Raw genomic sequence first — 24,718 nt, forward strand, 5'->3', positions numbered from 1 at the left:
TGCGGTTAAAATCAACCGCACTTTTTTCCATTAAGCCTTCCTTAGCACGGTGAAAACTGCATTGCCCAATCCCACTGAGTTTCATTTAAACGGTATTTTTCTTTCAAACTTGGCCCACAAGAATTTGAGCCGATACCACTCATTTTATAGTCCACACATAATATGGTGCTGCCACTTTCTTCCAATTCATCATGATGTTTTTTCGATCCCAATTCTTCTTGCGTATAAGGGGAAAGATTAAAACTGAAAGGAGTATCACAATGGATGGAAAAACCTTCTTGTTCCCCTTTAATCTCAAAATATTGACACCCCATATGGCTGCCGTTCTCTTGCGGTTTTAAATAGGGAACATGATTGGCTTTTGGGGTGGTTTGATAGCAACCCAATTGCGTTGCCTGATGTTTATCAAGATAACTTTCCGTTTCCCCATAACCGATATATTTCGCTTGTTGAAAGGCTTCTTTTAAGAAAAAACGAACGCCAAAACGTGGTAAAAACGGCAAGTGCGGTGTTTTTTTAGCATGAACTTTTATGGATAAATTGCCTTGAGTATCCATTCGATAAATCACATCAAGGGTTAAAATACGTTCACGGGAAACGGCACTGATACCACATTGAGTTCGAATTTCCAGTGCATTTTCTTGCTTAATAATGGCAAAATCATAGGCTCGGGTGATGGCTTGATTGAAACCGGCTGCCAACCAATGAGTTTTTATTAAATTGTCATTATCCAGTGGCGCCCGCCAAATATTAAAATCCAAAGGGGCATTGAGCCAAGGGCGTCCCTCGCAAGAAATTTGAGTAATAATGCCTCGGTGTTTATCCCATTCGTAAGCCATTTTCCCTACGGAAACTAAAATTTGATGATCCTTTTCCTCCACAGCAATTGGCTTTTCCATTTTTTTCATTTGAGGAACAGACAACATTTTTTGGGAAGAAAAACAAAGCTTATCAAAACCTAAACAATGGTTTTTCGCCACTAAGCCACGAGCCACTTTTTGATAATAAGTCAGTGTGATATGCCAAACCCCTTTATCCGCTTTCGGTAAATCAACGGGGAAAAGTGCGGTCGTTTTTGGGGGAATTTTTATTCCATCCACATCACCTTCACTGATCACCTGCAAATTTTCGGTGATTTGATAGTGAATGGCGATCAATTCTTCCGTATCAGTGAAATCCAAATTATTTTTTAGCCACACTTTACCTTTATCTAAAAAAGCCCGAAGCGGACGTTGTACATTTTTTAGCTCCAGCAAATTGCTTTGCACTTGGCGATCAGCCGTTACTAAACCGTCTGCACAAAAATTGCCGTCATTGGGCGTATCACCAAAATCCCCGCCATAGCCCATCCGCTTGGAATGTGGCAAATAAGGGGAATGGTTACACCATTCCCACACAAAACCGCCTGCTGCCCCCGGGTAACCTTCCATGGCTTGGAAATAATCTTCTGCATCACCGCAAGAATTTCCCATTGCATGGAGGTATTCGCAAAATAAATAAGGCTTCGTATGATTCGCATTGGAAAAATAAGCCGCCAAATCTTCGGTACTGGTGTACATTTCACTGTGGAAATCAAGGTGGGTTAAATCATTTTGATGAGCGGAATGTTGAAAGATCGCATTTTCATAATGTACTAATCGGCTGGGATCACGGGCCTTCACCCAAGCGGCGGCTTGTTCAAAGTTCTCACCATAACCACTTTCATTACCAAGCGACCACACGACCACTGAAGTGCGATTTTTATCCCGCTCAATATTGGCATAAGTGCGGTCTAAAATGGCGGCATTAAATTCGGGGCTACGCGCCATATAGCAATAATTATCAATGGTTTGCTGGCGTATTGCCTCATAATTAACCTCTGTTTTCACCCCTAACAAGATACTGGTTTCCGGTGATTTCACATACACCGTATTCGTACCGTGGGATTCAATATCGCTTTCCGCCATCACATAAAAGCCATATTCATCACAAAGCTCGGTGAACCAAGGCGCATTAGGATAATGAGCGGTGCGAATGGCATTGAAATTATGTTCTTTCATTAACCGTAAATCTTGTAAGGCTTGCTCACAGCTGACGACATAACCGGTTTTCGGGTCACTATCATGACGGTTCACCCCTTTAAATTTAATTGCTTCTCCGTTAAACCGCATTACCCCATTTTTGACTTCAATCTTACGCAAACCGATTTTTTGGCAAATTACCTCGCTTCCATAACGAAAGAGCAATGTGTAAAGTTGAGGATTTTCCGCATTCCATAAAGTAATTTCATTTAGGGTGATATGAAACCCCTTTTCTGTCACTGCAGAAAGCAAAATTTCACCTTGCGGATCAGTCAGTTGCCACGCAATTTCACGACACTTTGCCGGTTTCCCCTTTTCTACAAAAGAAACGTCCACAGAAATGACCGCACTTTTGAGATCATCGGTAAGTTCCGTGCGAATAAAAAAATCCTGCAAATAATGGTTTTCCCGTTCCAGCAAATATAGATCACGAAAAATCCCCGACATACGGAATTTATCCTGATCTTCCAAATAGCTACCGTCACACCATTTTAATACCACAATATGAAGATGATTTTCGCCCTCTTTGAGGTAATCAGTCACGTCAAATTCACTGGTGCAATGACTAATTTGACTGTACCCCACAAACTGACGGTTCACATACACAAATAAGCAGCTGTCCACCCCTTCAAAATTCAGCAAATAACGTTTTTGGGCATTTGGAAATAACGTAAAAATACGATGATATAACCCACAGGGATTATCAATGGGAACATAGGGCGGATCAAAAGGAAAAGGATAATTCACATTCGTATAATGGTGATGATCATAACCGTGGTTTTGCCAGTTAGCGGGAACCGGGATTTTTTCTGAAAAAGAAAAATGAAGAAAATCTTCCGGCAAATCCACATAACGATCAAAATAGGCAAAATCCCATTCTCCATTCAGCAACGTGAAAAAGGCAGAAAATTCTCGTTGATTTTTGACCGCACTTTCCACGGAATCAAAAGGAATGAAATAAGCATGATGGGGTGTGGTATTAATATGAAGAATTTGGGGATCTTGGAAATAATTCGGTAATGGCATAACAACTCCGAAAAAGAAAAGATGCCTTTACTATAACTGAATTTGACTTTCCATTCAGAAAGGATATTGGATTTTGTGAGAGTGATCACAATATCCAATATCCTTTATGCTATTCGCTCATTAAGGCAGTTTGGCGATAACGGCATAGCCTTCTAATAATCCTTCAACTTCATAAGAAGAACCGGAGGTGATAAAGGCCGATTCGCCTTGTTTAAGGGAAAGTACGATGGTTTCCGAACGTAAATTAATTTGCCCTTTCATTACCATTAGAATACCTGCACTTTGGATTTTAAGGCGATGGGTTTCACCACATTCATATTGAATATTTTGTAAAGCGAAATCTTTTGCCGGCGTGGAATAAGTGAAGACACGCATATCATGAGGGGCAACAGGGATAATCTGTGGTTCAACCTCACGACAATCCACCACTTTCAATAATTCCGGAATATCCACATATTTTGGCGTCAAACCACCACGGATAACGTTATCGGAACAGGCCATCAATTCAATATTTTGCCCACGCAAATAAGCGTGTGGAATACCTGCTTCTTGATAAATGCCTTCGCCTTTTTTCAGATGAACAATATTGAAAAGATAAAAACAGACTAGCCCCGCATCTAATTTTTCCGGTGAAATCGCCATGGCTTCCATCGTATAAAGCAGCCAATAATCGGGATTATTCGGTGTAAGTTCATTTGCGTGATAGGCTTTACGATTTTGCTCAATAATCGGGACAAGCCATTGAGATAATTGGGTTTGATCCGCTTGCATCACTTCCGCATAAAAGGCATGGCTATCTTGTGTGTGTAATTTTTCGGCCAATGGTGCAAGAGAAGGACGTATAGCCAATGTTGCGAGGATTTTTTCTTTCTTTTTAAAACCATGCAACAACCAAAAATCAGATAAAGCAATCATCATTTCCGGTTTATGATTATCATCTTTATAAGTGCGTTTTGGATCTTTTAAATCAATGCCTTTGTCATTTTCTGCGGCATAGCCGATTTCCGCTTGTTGTTTGGTGGGGTGCAATTGGATAGAAAGCGGCTTTGCCACATCAAGAATCTTCAATAAATAAGGCAATGCCTCACCAAAGATTTCCCGACTTTTCTCACCCAGTGCCGTTGGATTTTGCTGTAAAAATGCTGTCAGCGGTAAATCTTTACCCTCAATCTCAATGATCGCAGGAGCAGAAGGATGCGCACCAAGCCACCATTCGGCATAATGTTGGTTTTCTTCTGCTTCAAAATTTAACAGTTGCGGAAGATAATGTGCTCCCCCCCAAACATAATGCTGCAAAGCACCGGTTAATTTATAAATCATTTTTCCCTCCAAATAAAAAATCCGCACAACGGCGGACTTTTCATCTTATATAAAATTATTTTTTAAGGCTTAGCACCACAGATTCGCCCGCAACGACTTCACCTGCTTTTTTCTCAATACTTGAGATTTCATCCATATTCGAAATCACCACCGGTGTTAATACAGATTTAGCTTTCGCTTCAAGCAACTCGAGATCGAATTCAATCACGGTATCACCCCGTTTTACCGATTGTCCTTCTTGTGCAATGCGGGTAAAACCTTCACCTTTTAATTCGACAGTATCAATACCGAAGTGAACGAATAATTCCACGCCTTCGTTTGATTCCATTGAAAATGCGTGATTAGTTTCAAAAATTTTACCAATAACGCCATCAACCGGGGCAACAATTTTATTTCCTGTCGGACGAATGGCGACACCATCCCCAACAATTTTCTCAGAAAATACCACATCAGGAACATCTTCAATATTTACAATTTCACCGGAAAGCGGTGCATAAATCTCAACGTTCACTGATTTGTTTTCTTTAGAGCCGAAGAGTTTGTCAAATAAGCCCATTTTAATCTCCTATCCATTAAAGATAACTGATATTTTAGCTTAAAATGCTAATTTTGTATCTAATTTAGTGATTTTTCCACCAAAAATTCTTCAATTAATTGTTCAATTTCCGCTGCGGTTGGTTTCTGCAATGCCTGGTCTGCAAGCCCTTTAACCTCTTGGAAACTCACACTACGAATCAGTTTTTTAATACGAGGTACAGAAATTGCACTCATACTAAATTCATCTAATCCCATTCCTAATAAGAGCAAGGTTGCACGCTCATCACCGGCCAATTCTCCGCACATCCCCGTCCATTTTCCTTCTGCATGGGAAGCATCAATAACCTGTTTAATTAAACCAAGTACCGAAGGTTGCATTGGATTGTAAAGATGGGAAATTAATTCATTACCACGATCCACCGCTAATGTATATTGTGTTAAATCATTCGTACCGATACTGAAGAAATCCACTTCTTTCGCTAAGAATTTCGCATTGACGGCCGCAGATGGGGTTTCCACCATCACACCAATTTGAATATTCTCATCAAAGGCTTTTCCTTCTGCTCGTAATTCAGCTTTCAGGGTTTCAATCACGGCTTTTAATTCACGAATTTCTTCCACCGAAATAATCATTGGGAACATAACGGCTAATTTACCAAAAGCAGAAGCACGCAACACGGCACGCAACTGGGCATGAAGAATTTCACGACGATCTAAAGCAATACGAATCGCACGCCAGCCTAAGAACGGGTTCATTTCTTTTGGAAGATCTAAATAGGGTAAATCTTTATCACCACCAATATCCATCGTACGAAGCACAACCAAACGCCCTGCCATGGCCTCGACCACTTCTTTATAAGCAATAAATTGTTCTTCTTCTGTTGGAAGCTGATCACGATCCATAAAGAGGAATTCGGTACGATATAAGCCCACACCTTCTGCACCATTACGGTTTGCTCCCTCGCAATCACGAATCGTCCCGATGTTGGCGACCACTTCCACTTTATGCCCATCTAATGTGACTGCCGGGAGATCTTTTAATTTCGCCAATTCCGCTTTTTCTTCCGCCAATTTGGCTTCTAAGGCTTTTAATTCATCAATTTGGGCTTGAGTTGGATTAACATAAACCTTGTTATTGACCGCATCAAGAATCAGGAAATCACCGGTATTGACTTGTTCTGTTACATTATTCGTGCCCACAATTGCCGGTAATTCCAAAGAACGGGCCATAATAGAGGTATGGGAAGTACGTCCGCCAATATCCGTAATAAAACCAAGAACTTTATCAAGATTTAACTGTGCGGTTTCCGATGGGGTTAAATCATAAGCAACAAGAATAGATTCTTCGTTAATATCACCTAAATCAACAATCGGCATACCAAGAATATTTTTAACTAAACGATTACCGATATCACGAATATCACCTGCACGCTCTTTCAAATATTCATCATCAATTTCGGACAACATCGCCACTTGTTGATCAATGATTTTGCTTGCAGCCACACCGGCATTCACTTTATGTGAACGTAAATAATTAATAATTTCTTCTTCAAGTTCTTCATCTTCAAGAATCATTAAATGACCTTCAAAGATGGCGGCTTTTTCTTCACCCAATGAAGCAAAAGCACGATCTCTAATAGAATTTAACTGCTCAACTGCCGCACTACGGCCTTCATAAAAACGTGCAATTTCAGCGTCAATTTGCTCATCGGTAATTTTTGTTGTATCCAGTACGATCTTTTCTTCTTTAAGCACTAATGCCTTACCAAAAACAATACCGGGGGATGCAGGGATACCTGAAATCATGTTTACCTTCCGAAATTTTAATAGGAGTTAAACAAAAAATAGCCACAAAACCCTGCATTTACCTAAGTAAATTTAAAACGGATTTTATGGCTATGCTCAAAATTATTCTAACGTTGGAATTAACGCCACTAAATGCTCAACAGCTTGTTGTTCGTCTTCTCCTTCCGCTGAGATAGTAATGACAGTTCCTTGTGTTAAACCTAAAGTTTGTAATTTAAACAAGCTTTTCGCACTCGCACTTTTCCCTGCAGATGTCACAGTAATATCAGAAGCGAAAGCTTTCGCCTCTTTGACAAATTGTGCTGCCGGACGAGTGTGTAAACCATTAGGGGCGGTGATTTCTACGTCTTTTGAAAACATAATGTTACCTCTATTTTCGTAATTGTTTAATTTAAAACCTGTCTTTCAAGCGGGGATAGTATCCTTGTTAAAGGCTAAATAATCAAGGAAAAAGGCAAAAAAACTTGAGTTACATCATAAAAAAATCACGGATTTTTTCATTTTAATTTAAACGGTTGAAAAATGCCGTTGGGATTTGGTTTCTTCTAAACTTGCAATCAATTTATGATAGTTTTCATAACGAACCGAAGAAATTAGACCACGATCAACCGCTTCCCGCAACGCACAACCGGGATCCTGTAAATGTTGGCAATCACGGAATTTACAGGTTCCTAACACATATTGAAACTCTCGGTATCCTTTGGTTATCTGATCTTTATCTAAATGCCATAAGCCAAATTCCCGAATCCCCGGTGAATCAATTAAGCTCCCACCTTGAGGCAAGTGATAAAGACGTGAGGATGTGGTCGTATGCTGACCTAATCCCGAAGTTTCACTCACCTCCCCTACTTGTGCCTTCACTGTTGGGAAAATATGATTAATCAGGCTTGATTTCCCCACACCGGATTGCCCAACAAAAATGGATGTTCCTTCACGGAAAAGTGCAGTCAATTTTTCCATATTTTTTCCATTTTGAGCGGAAACCATAAGGGTTTGATAGCCAATATCACGATAAATTTTTAACTGTTCCTCAACCTCTTTTTCTTGTGCCGAGGTCAAGAGATCTGCTTTATTCACCACAATAACAGGGTCAATCCCTGCGTTTTCACACACCACAAGATAGCGATCAATAATGTTGAGAGAAAGGGCGGGTAAAACAGCGGAAACGATAATAATGCGATCAATGTTTGCTGCAATGGGTTTCAAACCATCATAATAATCCGGCCGGCTCAGTTCATTTTTTCTTGGTTGAATGGCTTCAATTACCCCACTGACACCTTGTAATTGCTCGTTGCCTTTTCGCCAAATCACGCGATCGCCCACCACCAAACTTGAAAGAGTACGGCGTAAATTACAACGGCAAATTTCCCCTTGTGTATTCTCCACATCCGCATGCACGGAATAACGGGTCACCACAATCCCTTCTTGCGACTCCCCTAACATGTCATCTTGCCATTCAATGTCTTTTTTATGATGACGATGCAAAGTGCGGGCATGGTTGGATTCAATTCGGCGGGCTTGGTTTCGGGTCAGTTTTCGTTTAGCCATAAAAGTGCGGTCGTTTTTTATTGTGATTTTGATAGAATGGAAAAAATTTTTACATAGGATACCTTATATTATGCCATTAGATAAACAAAATCTGATTTGGATTGATCTGGAAATGACAGGGCTTGATCCAGAAAAAGAACGCATTATTGAAATCGCCACCATTGTCACCGATAAAAACTTAAATATTCTGGCTGAAGGCCCTGTGCTTGCCATTCATCAAAGCGATGAATTATTAGGAAAAATGTCAGAATGGTGTGTCAAAACCCACACAGAAAACGGTTTAGTGGATCGGGTAAAAGGCAGCAAACTCACCGAACGGGCCGCCGAATTACAAACTTTGGATTTTTTAAAACGCTGGGTGCCCAAAGGGGCATCGCCGATTTGTGGTAACAGTATCGCTCAGGACAAACGCTTTCTTTATCAATATATGCCGGAATTGGCTGATTATTTCCATTACCGTCATTTAGATGTCAGCACCTTAAAAGAGCTGGCAGCACGATGGAAACCTGAAATTTTAGAAGGTTTCAAAAAAGCAAATACCCATTTAGCACTAGATGATATTCGTGAATCCATCAAAGAACTTGCCTATTATCGAGATCATTTCATTCAATTAGATTGATGAAAACTTAATCAGGCAACGCATTTTGATCAATTTGCCCTTGCAAGGGATCAAAATATTCGTATAATGCCTCCCCATTCACTTAAGTGAACTGCGGGAATAGCTCAGTTGGTAGAGCACGACCTTGCCAAGGTCGGGGTCGCGAGTTCGAGCCTCGTTTCCCGCTCCAATCCTACATTCTCTGCGGGAATAGCTCAGTTGGTAGAGCACAACCTTGCCAAGGTTGGGGTCGCGAGTTCGAGCCTCGTTTCCCGCTCCAAATTCCAATCCATTGCCGAAAGGCGATGGATTTTTTGTTGAGAAAACGCTGAACATTTTTTATCAAATAAGCACTAATAGCAGGAAAATCCCCTTAGCGAAAAACACAAAAGTGCGGTAGAATTTCAGCCTGTTTTTGACTTCGATAATCATCAATCCATGAATGCGTTAACCCAGTATATTCCTGATGAAGCCACAATGTTGCGTTTTGGCAAAAAATTGGCCGAAACCATTTTAGGCTGTCATGCCAAACGTGCCGTTATATTATATTTAAACGGTGATTTAGGTGCGGGCAAAACCACACTCACACGAGGTATGGTGCAAGGTTTAGGTTTTCAAGGTAAGGTAAAAAGCCCTACTTACACCCTTGTGGAAGAATACAATATTACCGGGAAAATGATTTATCATTTTGATTTGTATCGTCTTGCCGACCCGGAAGAATTGGAATTTATGGGCATTCGGGATTATTTTGCCAAAGAGGCGATTTGCCTGATTGAGTGGGCTGAAAAAGGGGCGGGTATTCTTCCGCCGGCTGATTTATTGGTCAATATTGATTATTATGATGATGCAAGAAACATCACATTAATCGCCCAAAATGATTTAGGTGAGCAAATTCTTCAACAACGTTAATTTTTTATCTGTTTTACCATGAAAACAAAATTTTTATTTTTTTTAGGAATAATACTCTCCGTTTTTTCATCTCCCCTTTTGGCGGCACCATGGACCATCGCTATTGATCCCGGTCATGGCGGGAAAGACCCCGGTGCTATCGGGCGTAATCTTGGTATTTACGAAAAAAATGTCACCCTTTCTATTGCCCGTGAACTCAAAGCCTTATTAGATAAAGATCCTAATTTCCGTGGCGTTCTCACCCGCAACGGGGATTATTATATTTCCGTGCCGGAACGTTCGGAAATCGCCCGTAAATTTAAAGCCAATTATTTGGTTTCCATTCATGCCGACTCATCACTCAACCCAAGCCAACGGGGGGCATCGGTTTGGGTGCTTTCAAACCGCCGGGCCAATGATGAAATGGGGCAATGGTTGGAAGATGATGAAAAACGCTCTGAATTATTAGGCGGGGCGGGAAAGGTTCTCTCTCACAATAACGACAAATATTTAGATCAAACGGTGCTTGATCTGCAATTTGGCCATAGCCAACGTACCGGTTATGAAATCGGCAGAAATATTTTGCGCCGCTTTTCTAAAATTACGACATTAAGTCGCAACACGCCACAACATGCCAGCCTCGGTGTGTTGCGTTCACCGGATATTCCTTCTGTTTTAGTGGAAACGGGTTTTCTTTCCAATGCCGAAGAAGAACAAAAACTCAATTCCCCAGCCTATCGACGCCGTATCGCTTATATGATTTATGAGGGCCTTGTGGCTTATCGTAACGGTAATTTGAAATCTATTGTGGCGTTTGAAGAGAACGATAAAGAAAACAGCAACAAAACCAACCGCACTTTATCCTCAAAAGGGGAAATTAAAGACAGCTTAATTCGCCATAAAGTAAAAAATGGCGAAAGTTTAGGTAGTCTTGCCAATAAATATGACGTGAAAGTCACCGATATTGTGGCACTCAATAATTTGAAACGAAAAGAACTCTGGGTGGGTGAAACCATTAAAATTCCGGATAATGGGAAACAGAAAAAATCGGAAGAAACCGCCTCTAGCGATAAAAAAGCACAAGAAAAAAATACGGAAAAAACCGACCGCACTTTATCCCCGAAAGGGGAAATTAAAGACAGCGGTATTCGTCATAAAGTGAAAAATGGCGAAAGTATTGGCAGCCTTGCCAATAAATACGAGGTCAAAGTAGCGGATATTATTGCCCTTAATAAATTAAAACGTAAAGAACTCTGGATAGGTGAAACGATTAAAATTCCGGATAACGGTAAAAATCAAAAAATAGCGGAAGCCCCAAAAACGGAAAAAACAACAAAATCAGCAGAGAAAAAAGACAATAAAAAAACCGATAAAAAAGCGGAGAAGAAAAACAGTAAAACGGATGGAAAAAAAGCGGATATTCCTCGCTATCACACTATCCAAAAGGATCAGACAATTTATGCGGTTTCACGGGAGTATAATATTCCGGTAAACCAAATTTTAAAACTCAACCCGACATTAAAAAACGGTAAAGTCGTGACCGGTCAAAAAATTAAATTAAAGGAAAAATAATGGCGATTAAAATTCTTTCCCCCCAACTTGCCAACCAAATTGCCGCCGGTGAAGTGGTGGAACGGCCTGCTTCGGTGGTGAAAGAATTGGTTGAAAATAGCTTGGATGCCGGTGCGAATAAAATCCAAGTGGATATTGAAAATGGCGGTGCAACGCTTATCCGTATCCGTGACAATGGCAGCGGTATCCCGAAAGCAGAATTAAGCCTCGCTCTTGCCCGTCATGCCACCAGTAAAATTGCCGATTTAGAAGATCTCGAAACGATTTTAAGTTTAGGCTTTCGTGGCGAAGCTTTGGCGAGTATCAGTTCCGTTTCCCGTTTAACCCTCACCTCACGCACGGCTGAACAAAACGAAGCATGGCAAGTGTATGCCCAAGGGCGTGATATGGAAACGACCATCACGCCGGCCTCTCACCCGGTTGGCACCACAGTGGAAGTGGCAAATTTGTTTTTCAACACCCCGGCCCGCCGTAAATTTTTGCGAACCGATAAAACCGAATTTGCCCATATTGATGAAGTCATTCGCCGCATTGCACTGGCAAAATTTAATATCGCGTTCACCCTCACCCACAATGGCAAAGTGGTTCGTCAATATCGTCCGGCTGTCGAGCTTTCCCAACAACTCAAACGGGTGGCGGCCATTTGCGGGGAAGAATTTGTCAAACATGCACTGCGTATTGATTGGAAACACAATGATCTCCACCTTTCCGGCTGGATTGCTACCCCCAACTTTAGCCGCACACAAAATGATCTGAGTTATTGCTATATCAATGGACGAATGGTGCGTGATAAAGTCATTACTCATGCCATTCGCCAAGCCTATGCAGCGCATTTACCTAACGAAAACTACCCGGCTTTTGTGCTGTTTATTGATCTCAATCCTCATGAGGTGGATGTGAACGTACACCCCACCAAACACGAGGTACGTTTTCATCAACAACGCCTTATTCATGATTTCATTTATGAAGGGGTAAGCCACGCATTGGAGAGCCAACAGGCGATTCCACTTGTCTACCCGAAAGAAAGAGCGGTTGAAAATCGCTCAGAAAATGCGGTGCGTGAGCCTGCTGCGACTTATCACAAGGATTACTCTCCTAAGCCCAATCGTGCAGCAGCCGGGCAAAATATGTTCGCAGCGAATTTTTCCATGGAAAAAGATGCGCCAAAATCGGTACAAAATCTACCGCACTTTTCTGCCCACAATATCCCTTCATCACACCCAGGATATCGTGATTATCGGGGAAATTATCGTGCCGAACAGCCGAGCAAAACCGAGCAGAAACTCTATGGCGAACTATTGGGTGCGCCACAACATGATGAAAAAACGACAAAACCTACCCCGCCATCAATCATTGTGCCAACAGAGATGAGCGACAATCCGTCACATTTGCGTGCCTTATCGCTCATAGAAAACCGTGCATTGTTGCTCCAACAAAACCAAGATTATTTTTTACTTTCTTTGGAAAAATTACAACATTTGCAATGGAAACTGGCTTTACAGCAATCCCAAATTGAACAACAACCTTTGTTGATCCCTATCGTATTTCGTCTAACGGAAAAGCAATTTAACGAATGGGAAAAAAAAGCAGAAGATTTTGCACAAGTTGGTTTTGAATTTATCGGCAACAAAGCGCAACTACGCCTAACCCTCAATCGAGTACCGCTCATATTACGCACACAAAACTTACAAAAATGCGTGATGGGATTACTCAACGAAACTGAAAATTCAACCCCATTTTTGACCGCACTTTGCACACAATTAGAAAGTAAAATCTTCACCGTATTTGCCGATGCGGTTAAATTATTAAGCGATGTGGAACGCTTGCTCAATAACGACAATCGGGATGAATTTAACCCATTACTCAAGCCGATAAATTGGCAACCTTTATTAGACGAACTCTAAATGAAACCAACTGCAATTTTTTTAATGGGGCCCACCGCCTCCGGTAAAACAGATTTAGCCATTCAACTGCGTCAACAGTTGCCGGTGGAAGTCATTAGCGTGGATTCCGCCTTAATTTATAAAGGAATGGACATTGGCACGGCAAAACCCTCTAAAGAAGAATTGGCTTTAGCTCCCCACCGCCTCATTGATATTTTAGATCCGGCGGAAAGCTATTCCGCCATGAATTTTCGTGAAGATGCCTTACAGGAAATGGCAGACATTACCTCAAAGGGCAAAATCCCTCTGCTTGTGGGTGGCACTATGCTCTACTACAAAGCCCTACTTGAAGGGTTATCCCCTTTACCCTCAGCAGATGAAGCAATCCGTGCCGAGATTGAACAAAAAGCTTCACAGCAAGGTTGGGTGATGTTGCACCATGAACTGGCAAAAATTGATCCGATTGCTGCACAACGCATCAATCCTAATGATAGTCAACGCATCAATCGAGCCTTAGAAGTTTTCTATATTACGGGAAAATCCCTCACTGAGTTGACTGAACAAAAGGGCGAAACTCTACCCTATGAGATCATGCAATTTGCCATTGCCCCTGAAGATCGCCATATATTACATCACCGTATCGAACAACGTTTTCATAAAATGATTGAATTGGGTTTTCAACAAGAAGTGGAAAAACTCTATGCACGAGGTGATCTCACAGCAGATTTACCTTCCATCCGTTGCGTGGGCTATCGCCAAATGTGGGACTATTTGCAAGGCAAATATAACCACGATGAAATGGTATTTCGTGGTATTTGCGCCACCCGCCAACTCGCCAAACGCCAAATCACTTGGTTACGGGGCTGGAAAACACCGGTTCAATGGTTAGATAGTCTCAATCCTACCCAAGCCAAAGAAACGGTGTTACGCCAAATCGAAGCACAGATAAAGAGTTAGCAAAAATGACCGCACTTTCCTCGCTTATAGAACAAAAACTTACCGCACTTGGTTCGATTTTGTGCCAATCTTTTCCTGAAACGGATATCCATGTCATCACCCAACAAATTCAGCAATATCAACAAGAAAAAAGCCACCCAATTGGGCGATTAGGCTATGCTGTGGCGATGTCGGAGTTTGTAGAAAAAGTGCTGCAAAAACAACCGCACTTATTGGCACAATGGTGGGAAAAAAGCCCGACTTTTGCAGAGTGCGAACAATATTCGGCACGTTTAAACAATCAACTGGCGAATATTTCCGATGAAGCGGCGTTTTATAAGACCTTACGCATTTTCCGCAATATGGAAATGGCAAAACTCAGTTTTTGCCAAAGCCTCAACCTTGCCACGGTTGAAGAGATTTTTATCCGTCTTTCACAGTTGGCTGAAAACCTTATTATTGCTGCTCGGGATTGGCTTTATCGCCAAGCCTGTGAGGAAATGGGCACACCGTTGGACGAACAAGGCAAAGCCCAACCACTTTATATTTTAGGTATGGGAAAACTCGGCGGGTTTGAGCTTAATTTTTCTTCCGATATTGATTTAATCTTTACTTATCCCACTCAAGGAGAAACGAATATCGAAGGAAGCCGGGCTAGAAAACCGGTAGATAACGCCAAATTTTTCACTCGCCTAGGGCAACGCTTAATCAGTGCCTTAGATGATTTCACCGTAGATGGTTTTGTTTATCGTGTGGATATGCGCCTACGCCCTTTTGGTGAAAACGGGGCGTTAGCCCTAAGTTTTGCCGCCATGGAGCAATACTATCAAGACCAAGGACGGGATTGGGAACGCTATGCCATGATTAAAGGGCGTATTTTGGGCGCGCAAAGTGATGACCCGAATATCGCCTATTTGGAAAAAATGCTCCGCCCTTTTGTTTACCGCCGTTATATTGATTTCAGCGTAATTCAATCATTACGGGAGATGAAAGGAAAAATTGAACGGGAAGTTCGCCGCCGTGGGTTGAAAGAAAATATCAAACTGGGCGCAGGCGGGATCCGTGAAGTCGAATTTATCGCCCAAGTTTTTCAATTAATTCGTGGGGGACGGGAAATTGCCTTGCAACAGCAGGGGTTGCTTCATATTCTGCCTAAAATTACCCAATTGGGGCTTATTACCCCAACGCAATATCAGCATTTGCGGGAAAGTTATCTTTTCTTACGCCGGGTCGAAAATATTCTACAAGCTATCAATGATCAACAAACCCAAACCCTGCCCTCCCATGAAATAGACCAATGGCGATTAATTGAGGCCTGTCGGCATTTCATTTGCTTAGATGAGCAAAATCAGCAGATTGAACGCCACTATATAATAAAAAACTGGCAAGATTTTCACCGCACTTTACAACAGATGCAGGAAAAAGTGCGGGCGGTGTTCAATCAACTTATTGGTGAAGAAACTGAGGAAAACAGGGAAAAAGAAAACCAATGGCTGGATTTTTTAGAAGCGGATTTTGATGATATAGCGCAAATGCTACAAGAAAGCGACATTCTGCCCGAAGATATTGATGAAATATTAAACAAACTCGGGCAATTTAAGGAAAATTTACATCGCCGAGTGATTGGAAACCGTGGTCGGGAAGTGCTGGCACAATTAATGCCAACGGTGTTTTCACTGATTTTTAAACAAGAAAACTACCGCACATTATTACCACGAATTTTGCATCTCATTGAGAAAATTTCCAGCCGAACCACCTATTTAGAGCTGTTACTTGAAAATCCTCAGGCCTTACGTCAAGTGATCGAACTGAGTGCCCAATCTCAGCTGATTGCCGATCAACTTGCACAGCATCCGATTTTGCTTGATGAGCTTCTTAACACGGAAAGTTTGCGTCATCCCCTCCCCTTCACCCAATATGCTGATGAACTTCAACAATATTTATTGCGCTTACCCCAAGATGATGAAGAGCAATTTATCAATGCCCTACGCCAATTTAAACAAGCCACGTTGTTGAGGGTGGCGGCTGCGGATATTTTAGGCGCATTGCCGGTGATGAAAGTCAGTGATCATCTCACCTATTTGGCAGAAGCCATCATTCAATCCGTGGTGAATTTGGCGTGGAAACAGGTTTCTGCCCGCTTTGGTGTGCCTCAACATTTACAACATGGTGAAAAAAACTTCTTGGTGGTGGGCTATGGAAAGCTCGGAGGGATCGAATTGGGTTACAAATCCGATCTCGATTTGGTTTTTCTTTATGAGGCAGTGGAAGGTCAAACGGCAGGCGGAAGAAAAATCATCGATAATAATCAGTTTTACCTCAAACTTGCCCAAAAAATTGTGAGCATTTTTAGCTTAAATACCAGTGCGGGGGTACTTTATGACATTGATATGCGATTACGCCCCTCCGGTGAAGCCGGTTTACTGGGTTGTTCCCTCTCCGCCTTTGAAAATTATCAATTAAATGAAGCTTGGACTTGGGAAAAGCAAGCGTTAGTGCGGGCCCGCCCAGTTTTTGGTGAAACCTCCTTGCGGGAAAAATTTGAAATCATTCGTCAACGGGTTCTTTCCACCCCAAGAGACGGTGCTACGCTAAAACAAGAAGTGTCAGCCATGCGTGAGAAAATGTTTACCCACTTATCCCATTCTCAAGACAATGAATTTAACATTAAAACCGATCGTGGCGGCATCACGGATATTGAATTTATTGCCCAATATTTAATGTTGGCTTATGCCCCACAAAACCCTACATTAACCAAATGGTCGGACAATGTGAGAATTTTTGAATCTATGGCAAAAGCGGGCATTATTCATCAATCGGATGCCACCCAACTCAAACAGTGCTATGTGGATTTACGCAATAAAATTCATCACCTCAATTTGCTCGGTAAAAATGCCGTGGTGTCCAATGATGAATTAATACCTGAAAGGATATTTATCAAGCAATTTTGGGATAAACTGTTTCACTAACGCTGACCGTTATTTACCAATCCCATACTGCTTTAATTTATTGGCAATGGCGGTATGGGAAAGACCCAAACGTTGTGCCAGTTTTCTTGTGCTGGGGAACGCTTTATAAAAGGTACGCAGTACTTTTTCTTCGTATTGTCCGATAATCTCTTCGAGGGTTTGATGTTCAAATTCATTGATAGAAATGACCGCACTTTGTGGCATTGTCAAATCTAAACTGGCAATCGTTAAATGATTTTTTTCTGATAATGAACAGGCTCGATAGAGCGTATTATAGAGTTCTCGGACATTGCCCTGCCAATCATATTGGGCTAAATAAGTGAGAAAATCAGGCTCAAAGGTTGGCAATGGAATATTGAGTTGATCGCTAATTTCTTGCAAAAAACCTTGTACAAGAGAAGGAATATCCTCAAGCCGTTTACGCAATGGCGGCACATTAATTGTCAATACATTGAGGCGATGAAATAAATCCGCTCTCACCTTGCCCTGCTCAACCAACCGATTAAGTGGCACTTGTGAGGTACAAATCACCCGTACATTGGCATAATGCTCTTTCTCTTCGCCCACTCGGCGAAACGAACCATCTGTTAAAAAACGCAGCAATTTTGCTTGAAGATTAAGTGATAATTCAGCAATACCATCCAACAATACCGTGCCTTCATTAGCATATTCAAAAAAACCGATGGTTTCACTTTCCCCCACTTTTCGCCCAAACATTTCGCTTTCGGCATCTTCATCAGGCAAGCCAGCACAATTGACCGCAATAAATTTTTTATCTCGGCGTAAACTTTGAAAATGGCAGGCTTTTGCCAATAAATCTTTTCCCGTTCCTGTTTCACCTTGGATCAATAAAGGCACATCAAACATGGCAAAACGCTGTGCATTTTCTACCGCACTTTTCATGGTTTCGCTTTGGCTGACAAAGCAACTAAAAGGATGTTGAGGATCAAATTTGAAAGTCATCGAGCGTGGCTAAAATGAATTGAAAGTATCGCTATAATAAGGGGTTTACAAAAAGGTGTAAAGATTGTTTTACAGAAAAGCCAAAAGTGCGGTGAAAATCAACCGCACTTTGAGCTGAATTATAGTTTTAACATCCGTATCGCTTCTTTTGAGCTGATGAGGAATTGTTTGCGCTCTGCTGTTGCCATGCCGCTGCTACTTCCCGGTAATTTCACAGTAAGCGGATTAACCGCTCTGCCATTAATATGGAATTCATAATGTAAATGTGGCCCGGTGGAAATACCGGTATTACCGGAAAGGGCGATGCGTTCACCTTTTTTCACCGTTTGCCCTGCCCGCACCAATGGACGGCTTAAATGCATATAAACGGTTTGATATTCACGACCATGGCGTAACACCACATAACGCCCTGCCCCTCCGGCTTGGTAAGCCACTTTTTCAACCAATCCGTCTGCCGGTGCAATGATCGGTGTACCTGTTGGAACAGAGAAATCGACCCCTTTATGCGGACGAACCCGACCGGTCACCGGGTGGCGGCGACCTGGATTAAACGGCGAGGAAATTCGGGCCTGACGTTGCAATGGATAACGAGCAAAACCTTTGCCTAAGGTTTCACCTTGTTGGTTATAATAACGGCCATTTGAGGCTTGAATAGCATAATAACTTTTCCCCTCAGCAATAATGTGAATACCTTCCACATTGCCTTGACCGGTTAATTTATCCCCTAAATATTCCCGTGAAACCAACACGGCAAACTGCGTGCCTTTTTTGAGTTTTTGTAAGCTCACTTGCCACTGTAAGGCAGAGCTTAGTTGTGAGATCTGACGGGAGTCTAACCCCAATGCCCGTAAACTCGTTGCAAATGAACCCTTGACCTGACCTTTCAAGACTTCTTTTTTCCAAACACTTTGTTTTTCTAGAATTTGGCGTTTAAATTTGCCCTCTGCAATACGTTCATAGATTCGTTCCTCTTTTTCGGAAACGAGCCAATTTAAGTATTCTAGTTGATCGTTTTTATCTAAAATCCAGTAGAATTGTTGCCCTGCCCGCAGATTTTTTAATTCCGGATAAGCCGCAATGAGTGATTTTGCCGTTTCATCATCCAAACCTGAAAGCCCTAAGACATCACTTAATTTATCACCACGCACAACAGTATGGCTAAATTGATCGGTAATCCGCAACGCTTCGTCCGCTGCATCCAGTAAACTGGTTAGGGCATCTTGTGCATTTTGAGGAAGGGCATCTAGCTCATCGAACTCCGGTTTCACTTCCTCAACTTCATCATCTTGGGCTTGTAATTCGTCATCATAAGAGGTGGCGTCTTCCTCTGTGTGTTGAGGTGAAGTGGTATGATTGACCGTTTCTTCCGGTATGAGGGATTGATATTGCACATCATCAACCATTTCAGGTTCAAGATCACTTTGGACAGAAGGCGCCAATTCTGCGTTATCTTTTAACCCCAACATAATACCGCTAAAAATTAACGCCAATGAAACAAAAAAAATCACCGCTTTGATACGGGATTTTCTTTTTCTTCTATCTCGGGCTAATTTAACGTGTTGCAAAATGGGCTACCTAATGAAAACAATATCGCTTTTCAGACTACAAATTATAAAAGAGGTTCATTCTACCTTAAAACCCATAAAAAGAATGGCTAAATATTCAGCATAAAAACGGAATATCTTGAGAAAGCAATGAAAATAAGATAAGGTTAGCCACCAAATTTGGCACTGACAGGCATTAAACTGGGGCTATGCAAATCCACTCCATTCAACGTGATCCACGCTCTCCCTTAATCGAACTCAAAAATATCAATGTGGTGTTTGAACAAAAAACGGCGTTAAATAATATTAATTTAACTCTTTATCCAAACGCCATTATTACTATTGTCGGACCTAACGGTGGCGGAAAATCAACCCTATTAAAAACCTTGCTTAAATTACAACAGCCTACTTCAGGTGAGGTGATTTACGGTAAGGATGTGCGCATTGGTTATGTGCCACAAAAAATTCATTTAGACCACAGTTTACCGCTCACCGTAGAACGTTTTCTTGCCTTAAAAAAAGGGGTAAAAACACAAGAAATTTCCACCGCACTTGAGCAACTTTCCATTACGCATTTACGCCAAAATACCATGCAAAAACTCTCTGGCGGAGAGATGCAGCGGGTGCTTCTAGCCCGAGCGATATTAAACCGCCCAAATTTATTGGTATTAGATGAGCCAACCCAAGGGGTGGATATCACCGGTCAAGCGGAGCTATATCAACTTATCCGCCAAACACAACAAAAACTCAATTGTGCGGTGTTGATGGTTTCCCATGATTTACATATTGTGATGGCAGACAGCCACGAGGTGCTTTGTATTAACCAACACATTTGTTGTGCCGGTACGCCGGAAACGCTCTCAAACGATCCGGCTTTTATTCGTTTATGGGGTAATCAGCTTTCTCAAAATGTGGGATTTTATACACATCATCACAACCATCACCATAACTTACACGGCGATGTGTGCGACTGTAATGGCTCGTCAACCCATTGTCAAAATTAAGGATAATGAATGTTTGAAATTCTTTTTCCGGCGTTGTTAACCGGTGTCTTATTATCGCTTATCACTGCCCCACTTGGGGTTTTTGTGGTGTGGCGTAAAATGGCCTATTTTGGCGATACCCTTTCCCATTCCGCCTTACTTGGTGTGGCTTTAGGTCTTTTTCTCCAAATCAATCCCTACTTGGCGATTATTGTGCTGACTTTAATTATCGCGCTCTTAATGGTTTGGTTAGAAAACCACACCCCTTTTTCCATTGATACGCTATTAGGCATTATTGCACACAGTTGTTTATCTCTCGGTGTCGTCACCGTTGGATTGCTCAAAAATGTGCGGGTGGATTTAATGAACTATCTGTTTGGCGATTTATTGGCGATTAATTACTCAGATTTAGTGTATATCGGTATCGGTGTCATGATTGTCATATCAACCTTATTCTATTTCTGGAAAGACCTGCTTTCCACCACCGTTTCACCGGAACTTGCCCAAGTGGAAGGCATCAACATCAAAAAAATGCGTTTTATTGTGATGATTTTAACCGCATTAACCATTGCATTGAGCATGAAATTTGTCGGCGCATTAATCATCACCTCGCTTTTAATTATTCCTGCCGCCACCGCCCGCCGTTTTGCCAAAACACCGGAAGCGATGGTCGGCTTTTCGGTTATCATCAGTATTCTTTCGGTGGTAGGCGGCTTAATGCTTTCCGCATTTTACGATACTGCTGTCGGCCCTTCTGTTGTCATTTGCTCGACATTTTTATTTGCCTTATCGTTACTTAAAAGAACGAGTTTGTAGCCTCCCCCAACCAGTGAAAACTATTTGCGCCGCCTGTTAATTCTTGATAAAGTGCGGTAGATTTTTACGGTGTTTTTAGGATAAGAAAATGACCCAAGAATATTTAGATTTTGAATTACCTATTGCAGAGTTGGAAGCAAAAATCGAAGCATTACGCACCGCCTCTGACGATAAAGTCGATTTAACCGATGAAATTACCCGCTTACAAAAGAAAAGTGATGAATTAACCAAAAAAACCTTTGCCAATCTTGATGCATGGCAAGTTTCACGAATGGCTCGTCACCCAAACCGTCCTTATACCCTTGATTATATTGAACATATTTTTACTGAATTTGAAGAGCTTGCCGGCGATCGTGCCTTTGCCGATGATAAAGCCATTGTCGGCGGATTAGCCCGTTTGGACGGACGTCCAGTCATGGTGATTGGCCATCAAAAAGGCCGTACGGTGAAAGACAAAGTGAAACGTAACTTTGGTATGCCTGCACCGGAAGGGTATCGTAAAGCGCTACGTTTAATGGAAATGGCAGAGCGTTTTAAACTCCCGATTATCACCTTTATCGATACCCCCGGCGCTTACCCGGGCATTGGGGCAGAAGAACGGGGACAAGCAGAAGCCATTGCCCGCAATTTGCGTGAAATGTCGCAATTATCCGTGCCAGTCATCTGTACGGTTATCGGTGAGGGCGGCTCAGGCGGCGCCTTGGCAATTGGCGTAGGCGATAAAGTGAATATGTTGCAATACTCCACCTATTCTGTGATTTCTCCGGAAGGTTGTGCTTCTATCTTGTGGAAAAGTGCAGACAAAGCCTCAACGGCTGCTGAAGTGATGGGATTGACCGCTGCACGTTTAAAAGAACTCAATTTAATTGATAATATCGTGCCGGAACCGCTTGGTGGTGCACACCGCAATTATACGTTAATGGCAGAGAATTTGAAAAAGCGCTTAACTGAAGATTTAGCCGAACTTGACGGATTAAACCAAGAAGAATTATTAAACCGCCGTTATGAGCGTTTAATGTCTTATGGTTATTGCTAGCATAGATAAAAAGAGCGGAAAATGACCGCTCTTTTTCAATTTTACGACATGGTAGTGTAGGCGGAGAAAACCTTTTAAAACACCCTATTTTTAAACCATAACCCCATAGGGCGCACATAAACTCTCATACCAAATCCGCAATACAAAACAGAAAAAATGGCCTAATGGATTTATTTTCAACCTTTGAACAATCACTTAAACAAACTAACGCTCAACACTATCTTATCGCATTGAGCGGTGGTTTGGACTCTACCGTTCTGCTTGCCTTATTGGCAAAACACCGCCAAATTCAACCGCACTTTCATCTCCGTGCAATTCATATTCACCATGGTCTAAGCCCCAATGCCGATAATTGGGCTGAACATTGTCAGTCTTTGTGCAACCGATATGCCATTCCGTTTATCCTTGAAAAGGTAAAAATTGACCGCAAAAATGGCATCGAAGCCGGTGCGCGTGAGGCACGTTATCAGGCCATTTTACGACATATTCAACCTCATGAAACTCTCGTTACCGCCCACCATTTAAACGATCAAACGGAAACCTTTTTTCTCGCCCTAAAACGGGGAAGTGGTTTACAAGGTTTGGGGGCGATGCAACCTCAAAGCGAATTATGGGGTATGAAAATTTTTCGCCCCCTGCTTTCTTTTACCCGAGAGCAATTAGCCCGGTATGCACAAAGTGAAAATTTGACTTGGGTTGAGGATGAAAGTAACCAAGATAGCCGTTACGATCGCAACTTTTTACGCAATGAAATCCTGCCAACACTTCGTGAACGTTGGGCTTCTTTTGATCGCACGGTTCAACGCACGGCACAACATTGTTTTGAACAGCAACAGCTGATTCATGCACTTTTACAAGATACCTTTCTTGAGCATTGCCAAATACCAACGGAATTTCAACTTCACCATTTCAGTCAATATTCATCGGCAAAGCAGAGGGCCTTGTTGAGAATGTGGTTTTCCCACAATCAATGGGCAATACCGACCAAACGCCAATTGGAACAGCTCCTCAATGATGTGGTTTTCGCTAAAAAAGACGCCAATCCACAGTTTCATTTAGGAAAACAGATTGTCCGCCGTTATCAATCCTGTTTGTATCTCACCTCCGATTTTGCGGATTTAACGAATGTTTGCCTTGAGATGCGGGATACCTCGATTTTACTTCCTGATAATTTGGGTGAACTGGCGTTAAAACGAACCCTACAACAGTTTATTTTTTCTTGGCAACAGCATACTTCCACCTTGCCACCTACTGACTTGCCCATTCAAATCCGCTTCGGTTATTCGGGAAAAATCCAACATCATCCAAAACGTCCAAGAGAGGAAATCAAGAAAATTTGGCAAGAATTAGGTGTGCCGCCTTGGCAACGAGGGCGCATCCCACTGATTTTTTATGGCAATCAATTACAAAGTGCGGTCGGTTTCTTCAAAGTTTTTGACGATGCCGAAAAATAGCCAAAACTTACCGCACTTTATACGTTTAATCTGATAGAATAATTTCGAATTCTATTTTTTAACATAAAGGGAAATGCATGTTTGATTCTTTGGTTGTTCAGTTTGTTGTACTTTGGGCTGTCATTGATCCTATTGGTTCAATTCCTGTTTATCTCTCTAAAACCATTGGTTTTTCCCTTGAGGAACGCCGAAAAATTGCGCGTAATGCGGTGATTATTTCTGCCGGCATCCTCCTTTTCTTTTTAATCGGCGGACAAATTCTCTTTGAAGCCATGCAAGTGCCTCTCCCTGCGTTCCAAATTGCCGGGGGATTGGTGTTGTTCCTCTTTGCGTTAACCATGATCTTTGGTGAAAGTAAACCGGAACAAGAAATCAAAATGAGAGCCAATATGACCGAAATTGCCGTTTACCCTCTCGCTGTACCTTCAATTGCCTCACCGGGGGCAATGATGGCTATTGTGCTTTTAACCGATAACCACCGTTTTAATTTCACCGAACAATTTATCACTGCAGGAATTATGTTGGCGGTATTATTCATTACCTACATTTTATTGCTTGCTGCTAACCGAATTCAGCATTTTATCGGGAACTCAGGTGCGGCAATTATCAGCCGTGTAATGGGATTAATTTTGGCAACGGTCGCGGTGAATAATGTGTTAATCGGGCTGAAAGACTTTTTTACTCAGGTGGCGTAAAGGATTAAGGCTAAGTTTCTGTTATAGTAGAAATGTCTTATTTTCTCTCTTTCCCCTATTGAATCTCCCCCTATTTCTCTATTA

Annotated in this window: 19 protein-coding genes and 2 tRNA genes; 13 read left to right on the forward strand and 8 right to left on the reverse strand. The window is 41.9% G+C overall.

Features of this window, described 5'->3' with window-relative positions; all coding sequences use genetic code 11:
* Positions 1-41: 41 nt before the first annotated feature.
* The 6 genes from BKK48_RS06050 to rsgA all read right to left on the reverse strand — a co-directional run bounded on the left by BKK48_RS06050 (position 42) and on the right by rsgA (position 8,297).
* Positions 42-3,086: a glycoside hydrolase family 2 TIM barrel-domain containing protein gene (locus BKK48_RS06050; RefSeq protein ID WP_077427252.1), complete on the reverse strand. Its 3,045-nt coding sequence runs from the start codon at positions 3,084-3,086 to the stop codon at positions 42-44.
* A gap of 120 nt (positions 3,087-3,206) precedes the next feature.
* Entirely contained in the window at positions 3,207-4,406 is a 1,200-nt protein-coding gene (gene manA / locus BKK48_RS06055) for a mannose-6-phosphate isomerase, class I (protein WP_077427253.1), read from the reverse strand.
* A gap of 55 nt (positions 4,407-4,461) precedes the next feature.
* A complete protein-coding gene (crr, locus tag BKK48_RS06060; protein WP_077427254.1) occupies positions 4,462-4,962 on the reverse strand; it encodes a PTS glucose transporter subunit IIA in 501 nt (166 codons plus the stop codon).
* 59 nt (positions 4,963-5,021) lie between these two features.
* The gene (gene ptsI, locus BKK48_RS06065; protein ID WP_077427255.1) at positions 5,022-6,749 is read right to left on the reverse strand and encodes a phosphoenolpyruvate-protein phosphotransferase PtsI; all 1,728 of its coding nucleotides are present in this window, start codon (positions 6,747-6,749) and stop codon (positions 5,022-5,024) included.
* A gap of 102 nt (positions 6,750-6,851) precedes the next feature.
* Positions 6,852-7,109, reverse strand: a complete 258-nt coding sequence (ptsH, locus tag BKK48_RS06070) for a phosphocarrier protein Hpr (RefSeq protein ID WP_077414172.1) — start codon at positions 7,107-7,109, stop codon at positions 6,852-6,854.
* A 147-nt stretch (positions 7,110-7,256) separates the two neighbouring features.
* Positions 7,257-8,297 carry a small ribosomal subunit biogenesis GTPase RsgA gene (gene rsgA / locus BKK48_RS06075; protein ID WP_077427256.1) on the reverse strand — a complete coding sequence of 347 codons (1,041 nt, stop codon included), beginning with the start codon at positions 8,295-8,297 and terminating at the stop codon, positions 7,257-7,259.
* 70 nt (positions 8,298-8,367) lie between these two features.
* On the opposite strand from rsgA, the gene orn reads away from it, so the two are divergent.
* From orn to glnE, 8 genes are all read left to right on the forward strand, one after another.
* Entirely contained in the window at positions 8,368-8,916 is a 549-nt protein-coding gene (orn, locus tag BKK48_RS06080) for an oligoribonuclease (RefSeq protein ID WP_077427257.1), read from the forward strand.
* Between the two features lie 93 nt (positions 8,917-9,009).
* Positions 9,010-9,085: transfer RNA gene (locus BKK48_RS06085), tRNA-Gly, on the forward strand.
* Positions 9,086-9,099: 14 nt separating this feature from the next.
* Positions 9,100-9,175: transfer RNA gene (locus BKK48_RS06090), tRNA-Gly, on the forward strand.
* A gap of 158 nt (positions 9,176-9,333) precedes the next feature.
* On the forward strand, positions 9,334-9,804 hold the full coding sequence (gene tsaE / locus BKK48_RS06095; RefSeq protein ID WP_077427258.1) for a tRNA (adenosine(37)-N6)-threonylcarbamoyltransferase complex ATPase subunit type 1 TsaE: 471 nt from the start codon (positions 9,334-9,336) through the stop codon (positions 9,802-9,804).
* Between the two features lie 18 nt (positions 9,805-9,822).
* Positions 9,823-11,355, forward strand: coding sequence for an N-acetylmuramoyl-L-alanine amidase (locus tag BKK48_RS06100; protein ID WP_077427259.1), 1,533 nt, complete (start codon positions 9,823-9,825; stop codon positions 11,353-11,355).
* The gene (gene mutL, locus BKK48_RS06105; protein WP_077427260.1) at positions 11,355-13,259 is read left to right on the forward strand and encodes a DNA mismatch repair endonuclease MutL; all 1,905 of its coding nucleotides are present in this window, start codon (positions 11,355-11,357) and stop codon (positions 13,257-13,259) included. The genes BKK48_RS06100 and mutL overlap by 1 nt, the downstream gene beginning before the upstream one ends.
* Positions 13,260-14,195, forward strand: a complete 936-nt coding sequence (gene miaA / locus BKK48_RS06110) for a tRNA (adenosine(37)-N6)-dimethylallyltransferase MiaA (protein WP_077427261.1) — start codon at positions 13,260-13,262, stop codon at positions 14,193-14,195.
* A 5-nt stretch (positions 14,196-14,200) separates the two neighbouring features.
* Positions 14,201-17,143, forward strand: coding sequence for a bifunctional [glutamate--ammonia ligase]-adenylyl-L-tyrosine phosphorylase/[glutamate--ammonia-ligase] adenylyltransferase (gene glnE, locus BKK48_RS06115; RefSeq protein ID WP_077427262.1), 2,943 nt, complete (start codon positions 14,201-14,203; stop codon positions 17,141-17,143).
* A 9-nt stretch (positions 17,144-17,152) separates the two neighbouring features.
* Here glnE and BKK48_RS06120 read toward each other — a convergent pair whose 3' ends face one another.
* A complete protein-coding gene (locus tag BKK48_RS06120; protein ID WP_077427263.1) occupies positions 17,153-18,106 on the reverse strand; it encodes a sigma 54-interacting transcriptional regulator in 954 nt (317 codons plus the stop codon).
* Between the two features lie 119 nt (positions 18,107-18,225).
* Positions 18,226-19,671: a murein DD-endopeptidase MepM gene (gene mepM / locus BKK48_RS06125; protein ID WP_077427264.1), complete on the reverse strand. Its 1,446-nt coding sequence runs from the start codon at positions 19,669-19,671 to the stop codon at positions 18,226-18,228.
* 188 nt (positions 19,672-19,859) lie between these two features.
* On the opposite strand from mepM, the gene znuC reads away from it, so the two are divergent.
* The 5 genes from znuC (at position 19,860) to BKK48_RS06150 (ending at position 24,634) form a co-directional block, all read left to right on the forward strand.
* Positions 19,860-20,654, forward strand: coding sequence for a zinc ABC transporter ATP-binding protein ZnuC (gene znuC, locus BKK48_RS06130; RefSeq protein WP_077427265.1), 795 nt, complete (start codon positions 19,860-19,862; stop codon positions 20,652-20,654).
* A 9-nt stretch (positions 20,655-20,663) separates the two neighbouring features.
* Positions 20,664-21,449 carry a zinc ABC transporter permease subunit ZnuB gene (gene znuB / locus BKK48_RS06135; protein WP_077427266.1) on the forward strand — a complete coding sequence of 262 codons (786 nt, stop codon included), beginning with the start codon at positions 20,664-20,666 and terminating at the stop codon, positions 21,447-21,449.
* Positions 21,450-21,537: 88 nt separating this feature from the next.
* Positions 21,538-22,485: an acetyl-CoA carboxylase carboxyl transferase subunit alpha gene (accA, locus tag BKK48_RS06140; RefSeq protein WP_077414142.1), complete on the forward strand. Its 948-nt coding sequence runs from the start codon at positions 21,538-21,540 to the stop codon at positions 22,483-22,485.
* A 164-nt stretch (positions 22,486-22,649) separates the two neighbouring features.
* On the forward strand, positions 22,650-23,939 hold the full coding sequence (gene tilS, locus BKK48_RS06145; protein WP_077427267.1) for a tRNA lysidine(34) synthetase TilS: 1,290 nt from the start codon (positions 22,650-22,652) through the stop codon (positions 23,937-23,939).
* Positions 23,940-24,016: 77 nt separating this feature from the next.
* The gene (locus BKK48_RS06150; protein ID WP_077427268.1) at positions 24,017-24,634 is read left to right on the forward strand and encodes a MarC family protein; all 618 of its coding nucleotides are present in this window, start codon (positions 24,017-24,019) and stop codon (positions 24,632-24,634) included.
* Positions 24,635-24,718: the final 84 nt, after the last annotated feature.

The organism is Rodentibacter heidelbergensis, assembly GCF_002000125.1.
Lineage (GTDB): Bacteria > Pseudomonadota > Gammaproteobacteria > Enterobacterales > Pasteurellaceae > Rodentibacter > Rodentibacter heidelbergensis.

What these genes read in the sequence shown, in the direction of transcription:
- BKK48_RS06050 (WP_077427252.1), bottom strand. Translation starts at nt 3,086, where the DNA reads ATGCCATTACCGAATTATTTCCAAGATCCCCAAATTCTTCATATTAAT.
- manA (WP_077427253.1), bottom strand. Translation starts at nt 4,406, where the DNA reads ATGATTTATAAATTAACCGGTGCTTTGCAGCATTATGTTTGGGGGGGA.
- crr (WP_077427254.1), bottom strand. Translation starts at nt 4,962, where the DNA reads ATGGGCTTATTTGACAAACTCTTCGGCTCTAAAGAAAACAAATCAGTG.
- ptsI (WP_077427255.1), bottom strand. Translation starts at nt 6,749, where the DNA reads ATGATTTCAGGTATCCCTGCATCCCCCGGTATTGTTTTTGGTAAGGCA.
- ptsH (WP_077414172.1), bottom strand. Translation starts at nt 7,109, where the DNA reads ATGTTTTCAAAAGACGTAGAAATCACCGCCCCTAATGGTTTACACACT.
- rsgA (WP_077427256.1), bottom strand. Translation starts at nt 8,297, where the DNA reads ATGGCTAAACGAAAACTGACCCGAAACCAAGCCCGCCGAATTGAATCC.
- orn (WP_077427257.1), top strand. Translation starts at nt 8,368, where the DNA reads ATGCCATTAGATAAACAAAATCTGATTTGGATTGATCTGGAAATGACA.
- tsaE (WP_077427258.1), top strand. Translation starts at nt 9,334, where the DNA reads ATGAATGCGTTAACCCAGTATATTCCTGATGAAGCCACAATGTTGCGT.
- BKK48_RS06100 (WP_077427259.1), top strand. Translation starts at nt 9,823, where the DNA reads ATGAAAACAAAATTTTTATTTTTTTTAGGAATAATACTCTCCGTTTTT.
- mutL (WP_077427260.1), top strand. Translation starts at nt 11,355, where the DNA reads ATGGCGATTAAAATTCTTTCCCCCCAACTTGCCAACCAAATTGCCGCC.
- miaA (WP_077427261.1), top strand. Translation starts at nt 13,260, where the DNA reads ATGAAACCAACTGCAATTTTTTTAATGGGGCCCACCGCCTCCGGTAAA.
- glnE (WP_077427262.1), top strand. Translation starts at nt 14,201, where the DNA reads ATGACCGCACTTTCCTCGCTTATAGAACAAAAACTTACCGCACTTGGT.
- BKK48_RS06120 (WP_077427263.1), bottom strand. Translation starts at nt 18,106, where the DNA reads ATGACTTTCAAATTTGATCCTCAACATCCTTTTAGTTGCTTTGTCAGC.
- znuC (WP_077427265.1), top strand. Translation starts at nt 19,860, where the DNA reads ATGCAAATCCACTCCATTCAACGTGATCCACGCTCTCCCTTAATCGAA.
- znuB (WP_077427266.1), top strand. Translation starts at nt 20,664, where the DNA reads ATGTTTGAAATTCTTTTTCCGGCGTTGTTAACCGGTGTCTTATTATCG.
- accA (WP_077414142.1), top strand. Translation starts at nt 21,538, where the DNA reads ATGACCCAAGAATATTTAGATTTTGAATTACCTATTGCAGAGTTGGAA.
- tilS (WP_077427267.1), top strand. Translation starts at nt 22,650, where the DNA reads ATGGATTTATTTTCAACCTTTGAACAATCACTTAAACAAACTAACGCT.
- BKK48_RS06150 (WP_077427268.1), top strand. Translation starts at nt 24,017, where the DNA reads ATGTTTGATTCTTTGGTTGTTCAGTTTGTTGTACTTTGGGCTGTCATT.